Origin of the sequence: Membranihabitans maritimus (assembly GCF_021729145.1) — a bacterium.
GTDB classification, from domain to species: Bacteria; Bacteroidota; Bacteroidia; order Chitinophagales; family Saprospiraceae; genus Membranihabitans; species Membranihabitans maritimus.
Genome location: NZ_JAJSLW010000010.1, coordinates 219,730 through 238,083 on the forward strand (window position 1 = coordinate 219,730; position 18,354 = coordinate 238,083).

13 protein-coding genes are annotated in these 18,354 nt (G+C 40.9%); 2 read left to right on the forward strand and 11 right to left on the reverse strand.

Features of this window, described 5'->3' with window-relative positions:
- Positions 1–50: 50 nt before the first annotated feature.
- The 9 genes from LVD47_RS13790 to fbp form a co-directional block, all read right to left on the reverse strand.
- The gene (locus LVD47_RS13790; protein ID WP_236977380.1) at positions 51–1,271 is read right to left on the reverse strand and encodes a cupin domain-containing protein; all 1,221 of its coding nucleotides are present in this window, start codon (positions 1,269–1,271) and stop codon (positions 51–53) included.
- 16 nt (positions 1,272–1,287) lie between these two features.
- A complete protein-coding gene (locus tag LVD47_RS13795) occupies positions 1,288–2,361 on the reverse strand; it encodes an aldose 1-epimerase family protein (RefSeq protein ID WP_236977381.1) in 1,074 nt (357 codons plus the stop codon).
- A gap of 38 nt (positions 2,362–2,399) precedes the next feature.
- A complete protein-coding gene (locus LVD47_RS13800) occupies positions 2,400–3,158 on the reverse strand; it encodes a 3-keto-disaccharide hydrolase (RefSeq protein ID WP_236977382.1) in 759 nt (252 codons plus the stop codon).
- Positions 3,159–3,183: 25 nt separating this feature from the next.
- Positions 3,184–5,886 (reverse strand): c-type cytochrome, encoded by a 2,703-nt coding sequence (locus LVD47_RS13805; RefSeq protein WP_236977383.1) that lies wholly within the window; start codon positions 5,884–5,886, stop codon positions 3,184–3,186.
- A gap of 361 nt (positions 5,887–6,247) precedes the next feature.
- Positions 6,248–7,753 (reverse strand): RagB/SusD family nutrient uptake outer membrane protein, encoded by a 1,506-nt coding sequence (locus LVD47_RS13810; RefSeq protein WP_236977390.1) that lies wholly within the window; start codon positions 7,751–7,753, stop codon positions 6,248–6,250.
- A 32-nt stretch (positions 7,754–7,785) separates the two neighbouring features.
- Complete coding sequence (locus tag LVD47_RS13815) at positions 7,786–10,929, reverse strand: SusC/RagA family TonB-linked outer membrane protein (RefSeq protein ID WP_236977392.1); 3,144 nt, start codon at positions 10,927–10,929, stop codon at positions 7,786–7,788.
- A 483-nt stretch (positions 10,930–11,412) separates the two neighbouring features.
- Positions 11,413–11,712, reverse strand: a complete 300-nt coding sequence (locus LVD47_RS13820) for a nucleotidyltransferase domain-containing protein (protein ID WP_369427801.1) — start codon at positions 11,710–11,712, stop codon at positions 11,413–11,415.
- Positions 11,713–11,893: 181 nt separating this feature from the next.
- Positions 11,894–12,097 (reverse strand): HEPN domain-containing protein, encoded by a 204-nt coding sequence (locus tag LVD47_RS24100; RefSeq protein WP_369427803.1) that lies wholly within the window; start codon positions 12,095–12,097, stop codon positions 11,894–11,896.
- Between the two features lie 97 nt (positions 12,098–12,194).
- On the reverse strand, positions 12,195–13,202 hold the full coding sequence (gene fbp / locus LVD47_RS13825; protein ID WP_236977394.1) for a class 1 fructose-bisphosphatase: 1,008 nt from the start codon (positions 13,200–13,202) through the stop codon (positions 12,195–12,197).
- 309 nt (positions 13,203–13,511) lie between these two features.
- On the opposite strand from fbp, the gene LVD47_RS13830 reads away from it, so the two are divergent.
- A complete protein-coding gene (locus LVD47_RS13830; protein ID WP_236977396.1) occupies positions 13,512–14,591 on the forward strand; it encodes a transporter substrate-binding domain-containing protein in 1,080 nt (359 codons plus the stop codon).
- A 127-nt stretch (positions 14,592–14,718) separates the two neighbouring features.
- Entirely contained in the window at positions 14,719–15,291 is a 573-nt protein-coding gene (locus tag LVD47_RS13835; protein ID WP_236977398.1) for an RNA polymerase sigma-70 factor, read from the forward strand.
- Between the two features lie 371 nt (positions 15,292–15,662).
- Here LVD47_RS13835 and LVD47_RS13840 read toward each other — a convergent pair whose 3' ends face one another.
- Both LVD47_RS13840 and LVD47_RS13845 read right to left on the reverse strand, forming a co-directional pair.
- Positions 15,663–17,009, reverse strand: coding sequence for an FG-GAP repeat domain-containing protein (locus tag LVD47_RS13840; RefSeq protein ID WP_236977399.1), 1,347 nt, complete (start codon positions 17,007–17,009; stop codon positions 15,663–15,665).
- Between the two features lie 20 nt (positions 17,010–17,029).
- Positions 17,030–18,352 (reverse strand): sulfatase family protein, encoded by a 1,323-nt coding sequence (locus tag LVD47_RS13845; RefSeq protein WP_236977408.1) that lies wholly within the window; start codon positions 18,350–18,352, stop codon positions 17,030–17,032.
- Positions 18,353–18,354: the final 2 nt, after the last annotated feature.

Below are 18,354 nucleotides of genomic sequence, written 5' to 3' on the forward strand. Positions count from 1 at the left end.
TTTAGTTAAAAAATTATCCGACAATCTCATAGGGCCGGTATCATATCCAGTTATATGTCTAATTTCAAATCCGGGTTCCCGGGGCCAAAATGTTTCAACATTACGATCGGGTCCGAACTAGAATGATTAACTATTTTCACGCCTTCTTTTGCGGCATCTTCAGAAACGAAATATTCGTCATTCGTTAATTGACCGTATCGTATCAAAGAGGGGGTCTCTATATCCCAAACGCCCATCTTTCCATGACCTTGCATCATAATCATCCCGTAGGCTGCATTGTCTTTTATTACTACCGTCTCTCCCGGGTTGACCGTTAATTCTTTGGCACTAAATGCATCCGACCTATAACAGATCCATTTTTCAGTATACCCTTCCGATTGCATTTCTTCAGTGGGTTTAACGGGTATAGGTCGCATAAAGCGGGTTTCCAATAAATTGGGATTGACATTGAGGTCCCAGTCGATTACTTCCATTAGGTGATCAAAATCACCCATTTTCTCTTCCGGTGTATCTTTCCAGAGCAGTTCTTCGGGGATGACAGCTTCATTGACCAGTGACTGGTACATGGCAAAAACATCCGATGCCGTCTGTGGCTCATATGTACACAAACTACCGGGGGCATGCAGCATGCCCGGAGGTACATCCCATCCTGTGCCGGGATATAGCGGAAATGCCTGTGAATAGCTGGTTATTTTATTGTCTCCTTTTGTAAAATTTTTAAGACACTCCAGGATTTCATCTTTTGTAGTTCCCGGGGCGATTCCAAAAAAGGTGTACGGGAAATCACCCCCGTGGTTGTTGACCTGGGGAGGGAAGTAATAGGCTTCTGGCTTTCCCTTTTGTCCTGTCAGGGCGGCGTGTTTGTCCCTGTGGTGGATATGGTGGGGTAGTGGGCCCATATTGTCGAAAAATTTGGAGTACATCGGCCAACTTTTATATTCATCCCACAACCGGTCACCTATGATGTCGCCCTTGAGTTCATCTACAGCATCTTTTAGCGTTACGCGTTCTTCATGCGATCCATCATTAAAGACAATAAAACTCAATCCTTCGTGATCTCCTGTCAGTGGACCATTCTCCGCCGGAGTAGTAGAGGAAAACCAACGTTCATCTATTCCACCCCTTTCGCCTCCCAGGATATAATAATCGTCGGGATGGAGTTTGATTCTTCTTCCCGGAACGCAAAAGGATCGCGGTACCCAATTAGGGGCCAGACGGACGATCCCCTGTCCCTGATCCATGGCTTTTTTTGCTGTATTGTGTTTGCTCATTACGTGATATATTAATTTATGCTTTAGTAAATTTTTGAATTGATTCCGAGTCTGTAAGTATAGAAAGTTCTATTTCATAGGCGCTGGATTCCCCGGGTCCAAGCATTCGTAAACTCCCTTCATTTTTTGCTTTTCCCTGACCGATAGGATGATTGGTTCCGGGTTCCAGTCCCAGTACATATTCGCGTTTTCCCCAGTGTTGCCAATTCGTCAGTGCAGGGAGTTGGGACTTCTTAGTCTGTAAGGTAACCGCCAATTCCAATGAGGGATTGTATAATCCACATGTATAATGGCCATTGTTATTTGCTTGAGGATCTATAAAACCAGCGGCTTCCCCATACCCCGAATGTTCTTCGAGAACCGGTTGGCATTTCTTGAAATCGTGGTCTTTGTTAAAGATCTTGTTATCCAGTTCACCGCCTCGGGATTTCCAATCCCCATCCCAAATAATTTCAGTCCCTTCGTCCACTAACGGCCAACCGAAATTAAAGTGGTAAAGTAACATATGCGGGGTTGGCATATTCCCGATGTTCCTGACAGTATCCCTGATTTTAATTACAGGAGAAAATAATGTACCCGAAATGGTCCTTTTTAATTCCAAATGAGGTCCAAAGACCCGGGTTTGCTTTATGCGGGCCGTTATGCTCATTTCATTATTTCCGTTGACCAGGTCCGGTTGGATAATTGATTCTATCTCTGCGGGTACGTTGCTGATTTCTCCATGCAGGCCACGCGTTCCGTTTTTATCATTTTCAGGCCCCCCGACGTGGGATAAACCACAAGTGGTCATAAGGCCCCCTCCGAAATTTTTGAGCCAATCTATTCCTTTATCTGCAAACGGCTGTGCGGGGGCTGTTCCCTGGTTACTAATCCAGGCCAGGCTATGCCGATTGAAAAAGGCTTCGGTAATATCCATTGAGCGGTCCAAAGCCAATTTAAAGCGAAAACCACTACCGGTGTTGAACCAGGCAATTCGGGAGCCTCTGCCATGCCCATTATCTAAGACAGATGTTTCTATTCCCCCTGCCTGAGAAATATTTGAAACTTTATCTCTCCAGTTTTTCGCTGTCGTGTTTTCAAAATTACCCATTCCATTATTGCATTTAACCGAATTCCTATCCCGGTGTATTAAAATTTCTTGTATTCTATGTTTTTATATTGGACTTTCATAGGTGGGCCTTTGTGTACCTGAAATCCCAGGTGCCCTTTTGATTTCCGGTGTTCGGCATCTTCATCGGTTACTTCGCTCATTAGGACACCGTTTACGTAATGCTTGAGATTGTTCCCTTCCGCTATAATGTGGAGGGAATTCCAGTCCCCTTGATTGATTTTGGACTTGAGTTCTTCATTGTCACCCAGGTAACTGGTAATAGTAGGATCTTGCCCTGGTTTCAAGACGGATTGTTCCCCTCTTTTGGCCAAAAAAGCCCGTCCTCTTTCTTCGTAGTTTTGTCCTGTATACGTATTTTTTCCATCGATATCTGCCTGGTATCCCTTTAATGCAAATTCGGGATCTGACAACTCTTCACTTCTGTAATTGATTCCCGAATTACCATTTTCCGTAATTTTGAAGTCTACTTTTAATTCAAAATCCCCGGGCATTTCTTCTCTCCAAATCAGGAATGTGTTTGCTTCCAGTGGATTATCTTCGGTCAATTCTCCTACTATCGAGCCGTTTTCAACTTTCCAGTAATCCGTATCCCCTTCCCAGCCGCTTAAGTCGGAACCATTGAATATAGGGTTGAAATCCTTCGTAGAAATTTCCATTTTTTCCTCTGGGGCTTCAGCGGTAGCGTTTGACCCGGAATTGTTGCAATTCCAGAATAATAGTGGTAATGAAAGGAGAAAATATTTGGTCAGGATGCTATATGGTTTCGTATGTATCATTGTGTTTTATATTTATTTAAAGTCATTAATTGGATGCGGTATATACCTGGTGTTGTTCATTTCCACCAGACATTAGAAAAGCCATTAAGTCTTTGAGTTCATCCTCATTCAGGCTATTAATTAATCTTCCCGGCATCATGGATACGGTTGATTTTTTTATTCGGTCAACAGCTGACTTGGCAATCGTCCTGGTTTCGTCCGGGGCATATGGGTTTTGGGATACATAGTAATTGTCATCATCTTCATCCTGTATCCTTCCCACTACGGAGCTACCATCGGATAATTCAAACACGGAGGAAGCGTATTGGTCGGAGATGGCACTATTGGGATCGATTATTTTTTCTATAATATCTTTTTTTGAAAACCGGGTGCCGAGTTGGGTGAGGTCGGGGCCAATATTGTTCCCTTCCCCGGCGATAGTATGGCAGGATATACAGAGTGCAGCAGCAAACATTTCTTTCCCGTTTTCAAAATCCCTTTTTCCTTCATTTTCTTCGACTATTTTAACCGCCTCATCGACTTTCCAATTTCTACCGGGCCCTTCGGCTTTTGCCCCTGCTACCAGGCCAAGTCCTTGTTCGTTGATCAATGAATCGCCTGAAATTTCCCCGAAATGTTCTTTTTTGTTAGAGGGTACATATTCTAGTGCGGCCTGACGGGCTTTGTTGACAAATCCAATATAACTGTTTCCCCCTTTATAGCTAAAAGCTTCGTGATACCAGCTAAAATATTCTTCCCTTTGGTCGTTGGTCCATCCTTCCGCTTTTTCACTTAGCATCATACCGTAGTAGGTTTGTTGTGCGGGTGGTAATTTATTCAACATTTCCCCAATGGTAAGTCCGTACTGGGGGTTCCGAAGAATTAAATCGGAAGCGGCATTGTATTCCTCGGACGGACTGTTTTTAGCTTCTTTGAGTAAAGCTAATGTCTTGTCTATAGCAGAAGGGGCTTCGAGTTTTATTAACAATTTGCTTAATTGACGGTCCAGGTCCGCGTGATTTGCAGGGAAGTTGGTATCCAGGTAATCAATTATTACTTTTCTGTTGGCCGGACTGGGTTCTCCAAGTCTGTACATGATGAGTTCCAAAGCTCTTGTCAAATCAATTTTTTGTGAAGTTGACAAAGCGGTATAATCGATAGTCGTTATCTTTTCAAAAAGATCGTTGCGGGTGCTTTTTTCTCCATGTCTGGCATAGGCTATGGAGCCCAAAATAATATTCTCCGGATTTTCTTCTAAAAAGATTTTGTCTTTCCACAAATCAATAGGCTGATGTTCAATTGCGATTCTTGCGGCGAATCGTATAAAACGGTCCGGGCTACTGAGTAAAGGCCATGCAAAATCAACAGCTTCCTGTCCGGTTTCCCGGTGGTAGGTTTCCAATTGCCTGCGCAGGGCATTCAGTTCCGTTACTTCGGAAGTCCCTTCTACCGGACGGGTATTAAAATCGGAATAATCCTTATGGTACACCCTGTATAGGTCGGAATCGAGCCTGCGTCCTCCTGTCATGAAATAAAAAGCGCCATCAGGTCCAATAACCCCGTCTGTCAACGGAAGGGGGAGTCCGGAAACAAATTCTTCCACTTCCGCAGAATAACTGGCACCTTCAGGGCTTAAATGCATGGCATATACAATTCCGAAACTCCAATCAAAGGCAAACAGTGCTTTTTTGTATTTATCCGGGAATTTGGCTGTTTTTCCATGTAAAACACCTGTTGGAGATCCCTGTCCCAGGTTCACAATGGCGGGCAGGTTATCCGGAAATGAAGGTCTCCATTTGCCAGTACCTGTGCGCCATCCATATTCACCCCCACTTACTACCTGGCAAATTCGGGTGGGTCTATACCAGGGCATTCCCAAATCCCATTCCATATCGGAATCATATGTGAACATATCACCGGATTCATTAAAAGCAATATCAAAAGGATTTCTAAAACCGACGCAATACAATTCCCATTCATTGGTATTGGGATCGACATTGGCCACCCATCCTCCGGGCGCTTTCCTTTCTGCAGCATGACCGCGCGGGTCTTTAATGTCCGGAAACAAATTGTCTTCATCCCATACCGGTGGAACGCGATAACTATCCATTTCGGGAATATCCGTATGGTTTCCGGCGATTACAAAAAGTGATTTTCCATCCGGTGATAATTTTACACTGTGGGGGCCGTGTTCTCCCCACCCTCTCAATTCTTTTAATAGCGTAATATCGTCATATTGATCGTCGCCATTCGTGTCTTTGAGCCTGTAGAGTCCGCTTACCTTTTTGGAACCGTCTATCTTTTCTTCTTCTGTTTCGTCGTCGTCATCATCTTCTTCATTTTCGGGCAGGTAACTGTTGTTGACCATAACATACAAGCTATTGAACGCATACAACAACCCCTGCGCATGCCCCATATTAACATCCAGTTTTTCTATCTTGGGGGTAAGGCTGTCGGATCCGATTTCCGGAATTTCTAGCCTGAACAGCGAACCGTATTGGTCTGAAGCAATAAGTCGACCTTTGTCATCAAATGTCATCGATACCCATGAACCGTTTATACTGTCTATCGGAGAATATAAGTGTTCGGCAGCAAACCCTTTGGAAAGAGTAAGTTTTTGAATTTTCGGGTCATCCGATACGGGTTCTTCTTCAGCGTCATGGCTACAGGAGACAAATAAAGCTAAACTACATGTAAGAATCCCCGCGAGCTGGAACGATAACAATCGCTGTCTTAGTCTTTTATTCATTGGTTGTTTTTTAATATTATTATTGCAAATATGAAAAATTTACAATAATCGATTAATAAATATAAATCTACCAATAGAAAACACTTTCCTATGCTTTCCTAATTAGTATTTTATTGTTTTGTTTTGATTTTGAAAATGATATTTTATTTTGTGTGTTGTTCTTATCTATAGTTAAGGTAGTGTTTTGGGTGGAAATATTTAGAATTTCCGACTTTTATTCTTTGTCTAGCTTGTATTAAGGTTTTGGTAATTGTGAACATGCTTTCATGAAACTGTTTTTAGAGTACTTAACAGGATAATAAAAAGAAAGGGCATTTTTCAGTATGAAAATGCCCTTTGTAAGAGGTCTTGTATTATACATTTAGAAGTAAGGGCTAAGGGCTGCCTCATCCGCCGGGAGACCATAGTATACTTCTATATTGTTGAAGGCATTACCACGTGGTTCGGTGCCTTCGGGGTAATAATAGTCCAGGGGGTTATTTATTATTCTCTGGCCGTAGGCGGTAATTACCTCGATTAACCTTCCGGTCCGGGCAAGGTCAAAATATCTTTTGTTTTCAAAAGCCAGTTCTACTCTTCTCTCTTTGTAGATTGCTGTTCTCATAGCATCCTGTCCGCTTGCTTCTGTGTCTCCTAATCCGGCACGGTTTCTCACCTGATTGAGGTAGTTAGCTGCTTCTGCAGTATTTCCTTGTTCATTCAATACTTCTGCCATGAATAATAATACTTCTGCGTAACGATAAACCGGCCAATTCATACCGTGGTTGTTGTGTTGTGAGTGTTCCTTGGCGTATTTGTTGATAATTGGATATACCTTGTTTTCTCGTTCACTGCCACTTAGGGTCACGTATGAAACGGAAACATCTAACCTTTCGTCTCCTTCTTCGTATGCAGCTATGACATCCGGTGTGGGTATATTATTCCCTTCTGCAGTCAGCGGTTGTGGGTTGGACGTTCCGGTAATTTCAACCAATTCATCTTGTGTCATTGGTCTGGGCATGAATGAGTATAAAAAGTTTCCGGCCAATCCGTCCGATCCTTCTTTAAACTGAATTTCAAATATGGATTCGATGTTATTTTTGTTCCCTGTGTTGGTTGAGAATACATTGGAATAATCCGGGATCAATTCGTATTCTCCACTACTTATCACCTGGCTAAGAGCCGATCCTGCTTCGTTCCATTTTTTTTGATTGATGTAGACATTTGCCAGTAAGGTATTGGCTGCACCTGAAGTTGCTCTACCTGGTTCTTGTTGTGATTTTGGAAGTAATAATTGTGCTGCCTGACTGACATCTTGTTCGATCTGGGCATATATTTCCGGTGCTTCTGAAAGTGGCAGTGCTGCTTCTTCTCTTTGCGTTACCGGTGTAAGGTGCAATGGTGCCTTGTTGAAGTATCGGACCAATTCAAAATAAGCATATCCCCTTAAAAATAAAGCCTGACCCTTTAGGTTGTCTTTTGACTCTTGTGGAATATCCGCTTCATCAATCAAAGCGATTATCTGATTGGCACGAGCGATGATCTGATAGTCGAGCCTGTATTGGTTAAGAACATGGGTGTTTGAGGTTATCCCATCATTGGTAGGTAATGCAAAGTCGGCAATGTCTTCTTGTTGTTCGGTAGCTCCGAATAAAGGATTTCTTGCATAGTATGTATTATCAGAATGCATTTCGCCCAATAACCACGCCCTGTCATTGGCAATTGGACGAAGTGGTGCGTAGGTAGCATTTACAGCTTGTTCGAAATCGGATTCGGTTTGAAAGAACGTAGCTGAACTCAGTGCGGTTTCAGGATATATTTCCAGAAAGTCATCACAGCTAGTGCTAAATATTAAAATTATGAATATATAGAATATGTAATTTTTCATTATTTGTATTTTTCTATTTGTTCAAAAATGAGTTAGAAGTTGAAATTTGCTCCGATGGTGGTGATTACAGGAACGGGATAACTAACAATATCTACGCCCTGGCTCAAATTTCCTCCGTCTCCTTCACCATCGGGTTGAACGCTTGTTTCCGGGTTGGAACCACCCCAATAACTTGTGAAAGTATATGCGTTTTGGATAGAAGCGTATAACCGGAGTGAACGAAATACTCTATTTTCTTTGTTTAAAGTATATCCCAGGGTAATGTTCCTAATTGAAAAGTAGGAAGCATCGGCAACAAAACGGCTGTTCATCCAGTCCCTTTCTATACCGGTTACATTTCCTCCTCCTACTGTCGTTCCAAAGAACCCATCACCGGGATCTTCTTCTGATCGGAATCGATCTTCTACTCGTTTTACCAGATTGAAAACGCCGTCAAGATTAGCAGTACTGTATAAGTGGCGCATAAGTAATTGGTTGCCATGAGATCCCGATGTAGTGATACTTAAGTCCCAGTCTTTGTATCTGAGATTGTTTACTAATCCATAAACGAATTTCGGAAATGGGTTTCCAATAATAGTTCGATCATCATCGTCCCCACCATTTGTTATTATACCATCGTTATTTAGGTCAAGAAGTTTTATGCTTCCGACTGTTGACCGCCCTGGAACCTGTGGTGAACTGTCAAGATCTTCCTGGTTGAGGTAAACTCCATCGGCGACATGTCCGTAAAATTGTCCGAAAGGCTGGCCGACCTGGGTGATATGAAATCGACCGTATACCCGGTCTATTCCTTCTGCGAGGGAAAGGACTTTATTTCGGTTGAAGGAAATATTGGCGTTTGTGGTCCAACTTAGTTCCCCGGTAAGATTTCTTGATACCACGGCGAACTCATGGCCCCAGAATTTAATTTCCCCAATATTGTCGTTGAAATTGGTGAATCCTGATTCCTGTGCTACCTGCACGCTGTACAATAGATTGGTTGTGTTTTTTACGTAATAGTCGTAAATGAACTGGAATCGGTCATTTAAAATTCCCACATCCAATCCGATATCAAATTGCTTGGTGGTTTCCCACCCCAGATTGCTATTGGCTAGCGATGTTACGGCAGCTCCAGGTGCGATATTGTCGCCGAAAGCTACATTGACGGTATTATTAATTAGTGCATATTGAGTGTAATTTCCGATATTATTGTTGCCGGTGATTCCATAACTTGCCCGCGCTTTGGCAAATGAAATGGCCGGTATCGCGTCCATAAAGCCCTCATCGGAAAATACCCATCCTAAAGATGCAGATGGGAAAATTCCCCAACGGTTGTCTGCTCCGAACCGGGAAGAACCATCACCGCGGATGGATGCTGTTAGTAGGTATTTCCCTTGGTAATTATAAGTGAGGCGAGACAACAATGATGCGAGGCTCCACTCGTCAACGGCACTGAAAGTACCACCTCTATCTATATTGATACCTCCCTGGATAGATGGTATCCTGTCATCTGCGTAAGTGTTGGTACTAATTCGGGAAAATTCCCTACGTAATTTCTGAATAGTAAATCCACCAAGCAATTCGAAATTATGGTCTCCAAAGCTTTGGTTGTATGTGGCATAGTTTTCATTTAACCAACCGAACTCCTGGTAGTTGCTGCGATTAGAAGAAGCTGTAGTTGGTATTGCTACATTAATTTGATTGGTGGCTGTGGACGGGTTGAAGAAGAAAAACTTTGAATTTTCCAATTGTGCATTAAAAGTCGATTTTAGGGTTAAATTTTTAAATGGAGAATATTCAATGAAGGCGTTGGATAAAAGATTGATCTCTTTGGTCTCATTGGTGATTTCTTCCGAGGCTCTTACCCAATTGGGATACGCAAATATATTTCCTGTTTCGGCAGGGAAGCGGTTAAACTTTGTCAATTCTCCGTTTTCGTCATAAATGGGCATTATCGGCCACGTGTGTAATGCGTTGAATAATATCCCTGTTCCTCTTTCTCCATCTGTTCTGGGAGTATTATCAAATACGTATTGTGGTGCCAGGTTGAATCCTATTCGAACTTGATCCGATACATCATAATCTGCATTCATTCTCAGGGAGTAACGATTGTATTCAGAGTTAATAACTACTCCTTGTTGGTCAAATACTCCGGCAACTAATGAAGTTCGTGAGTCGTCTTTATTCGAAGTTATCGTGAGATTGTAACTTTGCATTGGAGCATCTCGCAATACAGCATCATACCAGTCGTTGGTCTTTCCTTCGTAATCCGAAGGGTTTTGGAATGCTGCCGGTACGGGATCGCCCTGATCTTCGTAATATTCCTTTTTGAACTGGGCGAATTCTACGGCATTCATCATTTCCAGCCGATTGTACTCAGGCACAGTTTGCATGCCGACATAAGTGTTGAAGCTAACATTAGTTTGTCCTGGCTTACCTTTTTTGGTTGTAATCAATACTACTCCGTTAGCGGCCCTTGAACCATAGAGCGAAGTAGATGCAGCGTCTTTCAGAACAGAGATATCTTCTATTTCATCCGGGTTTAGATTGTTTATGTCTCCGGTAATCGGAAATCCATCAATGACGTAGAGAGGGTCACTTCCACCTGAAACCGAGAGTTGCCCACGGATTCTGACGGACATGCCCTGGCCGGGTTTCCCGGTCGTTTGGTTAATCTGTACACCGGAAAGCCTTCCTTGTAGCTTTTGAGAAACTTGCGAGACCGGCAAATCTTTGAATTCTTCGGCATCCAGGGATTGGACCGATCCGGTAACTTCCCGTTTTACCTGGCTTCCGTATCCTACGACGACTACTTCATCCAGCATTTCTGAATTATTTTCAAGCGTGATTGTTAGTTCGGAAGATTCTGATTCAATAGGGACTTCTTGTGTAACATAACCGACGTAAGAAATGATCAGAACATCTCCTGAATTGACGCCTTCAATTGTGAATTGGCCGTCAAAATCCGTAGCGGTTCCTGTAGATTTCCCCTTGATTTGGATATTTACTCCGATCAAAGGTTCACCTTCGCTGTCCACTACAGTACCTGAGACAGGGAAGGGGTTAACAGGGACATAGTTGTTGATTGAGTAATCGGATAACAGAGGGAGTCCTGCTTCGGTGGAAATTAAAAATGTGCATAAAAATGCAAGCACATACAAATACTTTTGTGTTGAATAAGTCTGTAATCTTTTCATAAAAATTTATATTACCTATTTTACAATATTGTATTCAATTGAATATACCCTATCCATCCCTATTATATTTCTAATAGAGTGTGGAGTCGGAAAAGCCTATTTATCGGCAAAATTCTTTACGGATTGCTTGCCGAATAATTTCACTTTGGGGATTAGCTTTGATTATTCTGTAGTTAGTAAATTCTTTGTAAATATTAAGTGTTAAAATTACATAAATCAATATGATTTACTTTCGTAGACTTACCTATGTTTTTAAAATTTTGTTTTATGTTGTGTGTTTTGTGCTTTTTTATAGTTTGATTTAAATCATATATTTCGTGATTTTAGTTGTGTTTTATTGTTTATGCGTAATTAAATACTGTGGCAGAATAGGGGCGTTGTGTTGATTGAATTTGGATATGAAGTATACGGTTAAAACCTTTGCCTGCTTAGTTCTTTGCCTGTTCAGATAAAAAGATCGAGTTGGGTGTAAGGCTTTTGATATTATCTTGCAATAGGTACTTCCTGGTCTACGATGGAAATTCCTGTTTTTAAGATTTCGGAAATTACCGGATTTTGCGAATTTTTTGGCAAAGTAGCCTGAAGTTCGGATTTAGAAAATGGATGGGGTTCAATCAATAATTCATCATCTTTTTTCATTATCATCAATTCTATTTGCCGGTCCAAAGCATCTTCTATGTCTTCAAACACAATTGCCAAATCAATATCACTATCCCTGTGCGGTTTTCCACTGGCAAAAGAACCGAAAAGAATTGCTTCTTCAATAGGGTACTTTTTACGTATTGCTTTTTTTCTAAAGCTCTTTTTTGATCCACGTTCGCAAGGTTTTAAAAATTAAAACCCATTCATTGGTGTAGTCTCTGGTACATTTTTTATAAAACTTCTGTTGATAACTGTCGTACCTTGTCTGCAAATTAAACGTTGTAATTGTATCCAAATAGCGTTTAATACTCTTTATTCTCAATCACGAGATTGGATAACTTTGCCAATCTTCGTAAATCATGAGTGCGGTGTGCATGACCATCTGAATTTTTACAATCAAAGCCTTTAATAATCTTTTAATTACAAGGTGTCCAATGAATAAAGACCAATGATATTCTTTTTTCTCATATAAGTGAATCATGGTTTCAAAGTCTCTATCTGAAGATTCAATCCAATAATTAATAATTTTTCTTTATCCAGTTTATCAGAAATAATACATTGAGTTAGAAACGGGAAACAAAGTTCCGAATATCTTCGGTAATTTTGTGACTTCACATTTGAGTCTACTTATACGCCCCCATAAACTCTTCTGCCTTTGCCACCATGTTTTTACTACCGCAAAAGAAAGGGGTACGTTGGTGTAATTCAGTAGGTTGGATGTCCAGGATCCTATTAAACCCATTGCTTGCTATTCCCCCGGCTTGTTCTGCCAAAAATGCCAGTGGATTGCACTCGTACAATAATCGTAATTTTCCAGTACCGAGTTGGTTGTGTTTTGGATAAATATAAATTCCACCTTTAATCATGTTCCTGTGGAAGTCCGTAACGAGGGATCCGATATATCTGCTGGTATATGGCCTGTTTCCTTCCTCCATTTGGCAGTATTTGATATACTTTTTGACCCCGTTCGGAAAGTGGGTGTAATTTCCTTCGTTAATAGAATATATATTCCCATCCGGCGGAAATTCCATATTGGGATGGGAAAGGTAGTAAGTGCCAATGGCAGGATTTAGTGTGAATCCATTAACGCCATGTCCTGTGGTGTATACCATCATGGTGGAAGTCCCGTAAATTATATAACCGGCGGCCACCTGTTTGTTCCCGGGCTGGAGAAAGTCGTCCATAGTTACCGGTTTTCCGATCGGGGAGATTCTGCGGTAAATTGAGAAAATAGTCCCTACTGAAACATTGACATCAATATTACTTGATCCATCCAACGGGTCAATAAGTACGATATATTTATTTTGATTTTTATTGTCAAGGCTGTTGATAGGTAGAAAGTGGTCCTCTTCTTCAGATGCTATTCCACAAACAATTTCACGATTTGACAAGGTATGGACAAAGATTTCATGTGCCAGGATATCTAGCTTTTGTTGTTTTTCTCCCTGTACATTGATGGTTCCGGAGCCCCCGATTATATCAATTAAACCGGCTTTATTTACTTCGTGATTAACGATTTTCCCAGCGAGACGAATTGCATTGATTAATTTAGAAAGTTCCCCTGTTGAATATTTAAATTCATTCTGTTTTTCGATGATGAATTCACCTAGTGTTTGGTGGTCTTGAGACATGGTCGTTTCGAATTTTAGTATGAAATTCAAGTTGAGTGCGACCAAGATACAGGTTATTCGTACAAAAAGAATACTATTAAGGAGGGACTTAAGTTACAAAATCTATCAAATGTTCCACATACCAGATAGGTGTTTGGCAAAATATTGAGTATGATTAAGTTATGAAACCGATGAAAATAATTTAATTTTTATTTTTTTCCTGAAATTAGAAGATGGATTTTTTGCAATTGTTGTCAGTATCCGGACATTTATTTTTCAGTATGCTTTATTTTATTTATTATACTTTACACATATAGATATTACTATTTTATGGGACGAAGGGTATTGGTTTTTACATATATTTTCTTATTTTTTTTCTTGATCAAAGGATCCATGGCGCAAGACACGTTGGATGTTTTAATATCGGGTAGTCCTCCATTTGTCATGACAGACGTATCCGAGCCATCGGGGTTGTCGATAGATATTTGGGAGGAAGCTGCTTTGAATAATAATTTTTTGTTCCGGTATCACAATGAGCCGGACACTGAATCAGCCATCAATTCAATTGAAGCGGGAAGATTTGATGTATTAGTAGGGCCGATCAGTATTCTTTCGGAACGGGCAGACCGGGTACGTTTTACCCAGCCCTATTTTGTTTCCAGTATTTCCCTGGTGTCAAAAGTAGAGACTCCTTCGGTATGGGATCGTATCAAGCCTTTTTTTAGTAAGACTTTTTTTATTGCGGTACTTGTCTTGTTGTTTATTTTGGGAATCGTAGGAACGTTGATTTGGTTGGCGGAAAGGAAGAAATCCCCAGAGGAATTTCCGCCTGATGTTCTTCGGGGAATAGGGAATGGGATTTGGTTTGCACTAGTGACTATGACGACCGTAGGATACGGGGACCGGGCACCGAAGACCCTGGCGGGAAGGATTGTGGCCGGGGGTTGGATGATTATTGCCTTGATTACCACGACATCATTAGTGGCTGGAATAGCCAGTACATTGACGGTATCTGGACTGAGTTCGACCAGTATAAGAAATGCGGATGATTTGGCCGGGGAAATAGTAGCCGTACCCCATTCTTCACCATCTGTTGAATTTGTAAATCAATACGGAGGTAAAGTAGTGGAAGTTGAAAACATTCGTGAAGCATTCGAAAAACTGAATAACGGTGCGGTCAAGGTAATAGTGTATGATAAGCCCCAGTTGGAATATTTCATGGAAACAAATAAAGACCTGTCCAGGGGATTGAAAATTGCGAATGCGGAATATTTACCGCAGGGATATGGTTTTGCCACTTCCCTGGAAAGTCAATATTTTACCGGGATAAATGTTGGCTTACTGGAACTTCATGAAAGTGGGGTGGTAAGAGAATTAGTGAATGATTGGTTGAAGGAGGAAGAAGAGTGATAAAATTTTATGCTTTTGTCTTATAAAGAAAGACAATATTGAGTTGTCCGGAAACTTGAATTTAATATTATTTTTATGTAAATTCACCAGTGGAAATAGGGATTCTCTGATCAATCATACTTCTAGAGTGAAAGATACAAATTCAGCAGAGATTATAAGATTTTTACAGTCCGGAGATGAAAAAGCTTTCGAAACGGTATACCGTTTGTATTCTAACAATCTATACATTGTCGCCCGGTCTTATATAAATGACGATTTTGTCGCAGAAGAAATTGTCCAGAAAGTCTTTATACGGTTGTGGGACAAACGAGAGCAATTAAATATTACATCCAACCTTAACGGGTATTTATTCATGATGGTCAAAAATAAATGTCTGGATCACCTGAGAAAACCGAGGAAGATCATTTCGTTCGAAGATAAAGTAGGACAAGATGAAACGGATATCAATTTTAATGCACTTCAAGATGATGGAGTCTCCCGCCTGATCGAATCCGAACTGGAACAAAGTATTTACAAGGCGATTGATTTTCTTCCGGATGCTTGCAAGGCCGTTTTTTTGAAAACCAAAATAGACGGTTTAAAATATAGGGAAGCTGCCAATGAATTGAATATTTCTGTGAAGACGGTAGAGAGCCATATGAACAAAGCATTAAAACATATGCGGGTATATTTGAGGGAGTTTTTGTCGGTGTTTTTATGACGAACCTATAATTTGTTGTTGTTCCGTCGTATAGAATAAGGAAGGGATTTTTGGAAACAATGCCTGAATTAAGCAGAGTAAAAAATGATTATGGATATTTTAATATACGAGACTAATTCATGAGCCGGAAATATGTAGTAGTAAGTACACTGTTCTGTGGTTTCGGATTTTCGGTAGTTGACTATTGCGCCCTGGAATCATCATCAGGAAGTTAACTCAGATACTATATTACTGCACATCAATTTTTTTTTACATTAAATTACCTCTGTTGTTCATGATGCGTCTATGTATAAAACGAGTTAAGAAGCAATTCAAGGTGGGTTCGGAGTTGGTGAATTTTATATTCTGGAGTATGTGTAGTGAATATCCATTTATTTAATTGGATTCTCATACCATACTACACCCAATCCATCATCTTCTTCATTTTCATCATTAGTTAGCACATCCAGATCCCCGTCCCCATCCAGATCAAGCAGGGTAACTAAATCAAATTTCCTTCCTTTTTTAGCGCTGATTTTTTCAAATATCCAATTTTCAGGAAGGAAGGGAGATGTTGAAAACGTTCCCAGGATTACACTATGTTTTCCATTTATTTTGTAGTCTTCATAAGGAATGGAAGCTACATTTCCCTCTTCTTCAAAAGATAAAACAATGTCCAATTGGCCGTCAATATTTATATCTGCAACTGCTAGTGCTTTTCCTCTTTCTCCGGACCAGGAAGGGTAAGGGATTTTATAATGATTCCAGGTGTCGTTGTTGTTCTGTTGTTTAAGGATTATAATTCCATTATAGAGGTCAGGGACTAAAATTTCCTTTGCCCCATTGTTGTCTAAATCTGCCAATGTCAAAAACATTGGTTCTCCATCTGAAACGCCGATCATGTGGGACTTCCATTTTTTATAGAACTCTTTACTATTTCTTCCTGGATTTTCCAGCCACCGTACACCAGAATTATTACTATATTTCCGGTCTGAGATTAATATATCGGGATGTTTATCATCATTCATGTCTATTATTTTTATTGACATGACCCAACCAGCTGTTGTCAAAGGGAAGTATTCCCAATCCTGTACTTTTTTAGGATTGGGGGGTGATTTCAACCAGCCTACCACTGCCTGATCATTTCCATGAATACCTTTTTTTCTTTTTGAACCTACGATCAAATCGATTCCGTTTTTTCCATCCATATCAGTGGGGACTACAAACATCCAGGCTGTTAACCCATCTGTTACCGGTACGACTTCGGTTTTCCAGTTTCCGGAATTCATGTAGTCCCCAGGATTTTCCGGTGCCCAGTGAAATAGTATTTGATTCGTATTCCCCTCCGAAGCGGTGACTAGATCGAGGATCCCGTTTTGGTCCAAATCAATGAGTACTGCATCTTCCACATGTGGGGAAGATAATTCCACATAGTTCCAAAATTCATCGATTTTGTCGTATCCCGGATGGATATAAATACGGCTTACACCACCTTCTTCAAAACCACTTACCAGGTCCGGCAATCCATCACCGTTAACATCTGCCAGTTTTACACCGTCCGAACCGGATTGAGGATCCGGATCAAGTAAATGCATTTTCCAGGGAAGGCCATGTCCCATATCTTTTGTAATGCCATTCGAAGCTTTAATCTCATTCGATTGATCCGGATAGTTTAGAACCATATAAAGTAGCAAAGAGGGGCAGATGACAATAAACGCTGTTTTTAAAATCCAATTCATAAGGAATACTATTTATGTTATTATTTTTGGACCCACTTCGGGTGTTTTCTCATTTCCTTTTCCAGAAAGATTTTCACGTCCCGTGCTTCTGCCTTTAAACTTTCGTCCGATAATGGATTTTTTTCCAGGACATCGTTCCTAAGATCATAGAATCGACCATCGTGATACAATTTATAATCCAGCGTACGGACAAAACGCGCTCTTTTGGAATCGGCTGTTTTGCTCAACGGATTACGGTCATAGTGCACAAAAGCAGTTTGACGACCCTGGAAGTTCTTTTGGCCGGTCAACAAAGGATGAAAACTCGTACCATTGGTTTGTATCCTTTCTCCTGCTAAATCGGCGAGAGTGGGAAAGAAATCGCTGAATTCTATAAGTCCCTCATAAGTACTGCCGGTTTTGATTTGGTCAGGCCAGTAAGCAATAAGCGGGACGCGTGTCCCGGCATCTTTTGTTGTAGATTTTCCACCTTGTACTTTTCCTGTTTTCGTCAGGGTATGAATAGATTGATGGGTCCCGTTATCCCCGGTAAAAAGGACCAGCGTATTCTCATCCAACCCCAATTTTGCTAATTGATGAACGATTTTTCCAACCATTTTATCCATATATGATACCATATCCCTGAAATAGGCCGTATCATTTTCATACCGTCGGCTCTTATCTGTCCATGCTTCCGATTCAGGGGTTGGGACGAAAGGGGAGTGGACCAGCACCATCGGATAATAAACCATGAATGGTTGATCCCGGTTCTTATCTATAAAATCTAGGATATAATCAGAGAAAATATCAGGCCCATAATGATCTTTTGTAACTTCAAGGTATCGGCCGTTTTCTTCGATGAAAGGTTCAGAATATCTGTCTCCATCATATTTGCGATGGCGAAGCTGCCATAGGCAATATTCATCGAAACCAAATTGATAGGGAACTGTATTGTCGTTCCAGTCCGACACCTGGTCTTTTGTGTGAACTCCATTTAATTGCCATTTACCGGCGATACAGGTTCTGTAACCCGCCTTTTTCATCATTTGCGCAAAGGTATACTCATTCCTTCCCAAATGTCCCCAGTAATCATAATTTTGGTAATTGTACAGGCCTGTCATTATTTTTACCCTGGACGGAGTACACATGGGTTGTGAAATACAATGGGTGAAACGTATACCATTGGACGCCAAAGAGTCCAACACAGGGGTATGATATGATAAACTTCCATTACTGCTCAGGCATTCGTACCCAAGATCATCGGCCATAATAAGGACTACGTTTGGTTTTTGTGCACCTAAAAAAATTGGATTTAGTAGAAACTGGAGGAAGCTAATTAGATAAAAAGTGTGTATATGTTTCATTA

Bases quoted from the DNA above. Each gene is read 5' to 3' on its own strand.
- LVD47_RS13800 (WP_236977382.1), bottom strand. From the start codon at position 3,158: ATGATACATACGAAACCATATAGCATCCTGACCAAATATTTTCTCCTT.
- LVD47_RS13805 (WP_236977383.1), bottom strand. From the start codon at position 5,886: ATGAATAAAAGACTAAGACAGCGATTGTTATCGTTCCAGCTCGCGGGG.
- LVD47_RS13795 (WP_236977381.1), bottom strand. From the start codon at position 2,361: ATGGGTAATTTTGAAAACACGACAGCGAAAAACTGGAGAGATAAAGTT.
- LVD47_RS13840 (WP_236977399.1), bottom strand. From the start codon at position 17,009: ATGAATTGGATTTTAAAAACAGCGTTTATTGTCATCTGCCCCTCTTTG.
- LVD47_RS13830 (WP_236977396.1), top strand. From the start codon at position 13,512: ATGGGACGAAGGGTATTGGTTTTTACATATATTTTCTTATTTTTTTTC.
- fbp (WP_236977394.1), bottom strand. From the start codon at position 13,202: ATGTCTCAAGACCACCAAACACTAGGTGAATTCATCATCGAAAAACAG.
- LVD47_RS13790 (WP_236977380.1), bottom strand. From the start codon at position 1,271: ATGAGCAAACACAATACAGCAAAAAAAGCCATGGATCAGGGACAGGGG.
- LVD47_RS13815 (WP_236977392.1), bottom strand. From the start codon at position 10,929: ATGAAAAGATTACAGACTTATTCAACACAAAAGTATTTGTATGTGCTT.
- LVD47_RS13845 (WP_236977408.1), bottom strand. From the start codon at position 18,352: ATGAAACATATACACACTTTTTATCTAATTAGCTTCCTCCAGTTTCTA.
- LVD47_RS13810 (WP_236977390.1), bottom strand. From the start codon at position 7,753: ATGAAAAATTACATATTCTATATATTCATAATTTTAATATTTAGCACT.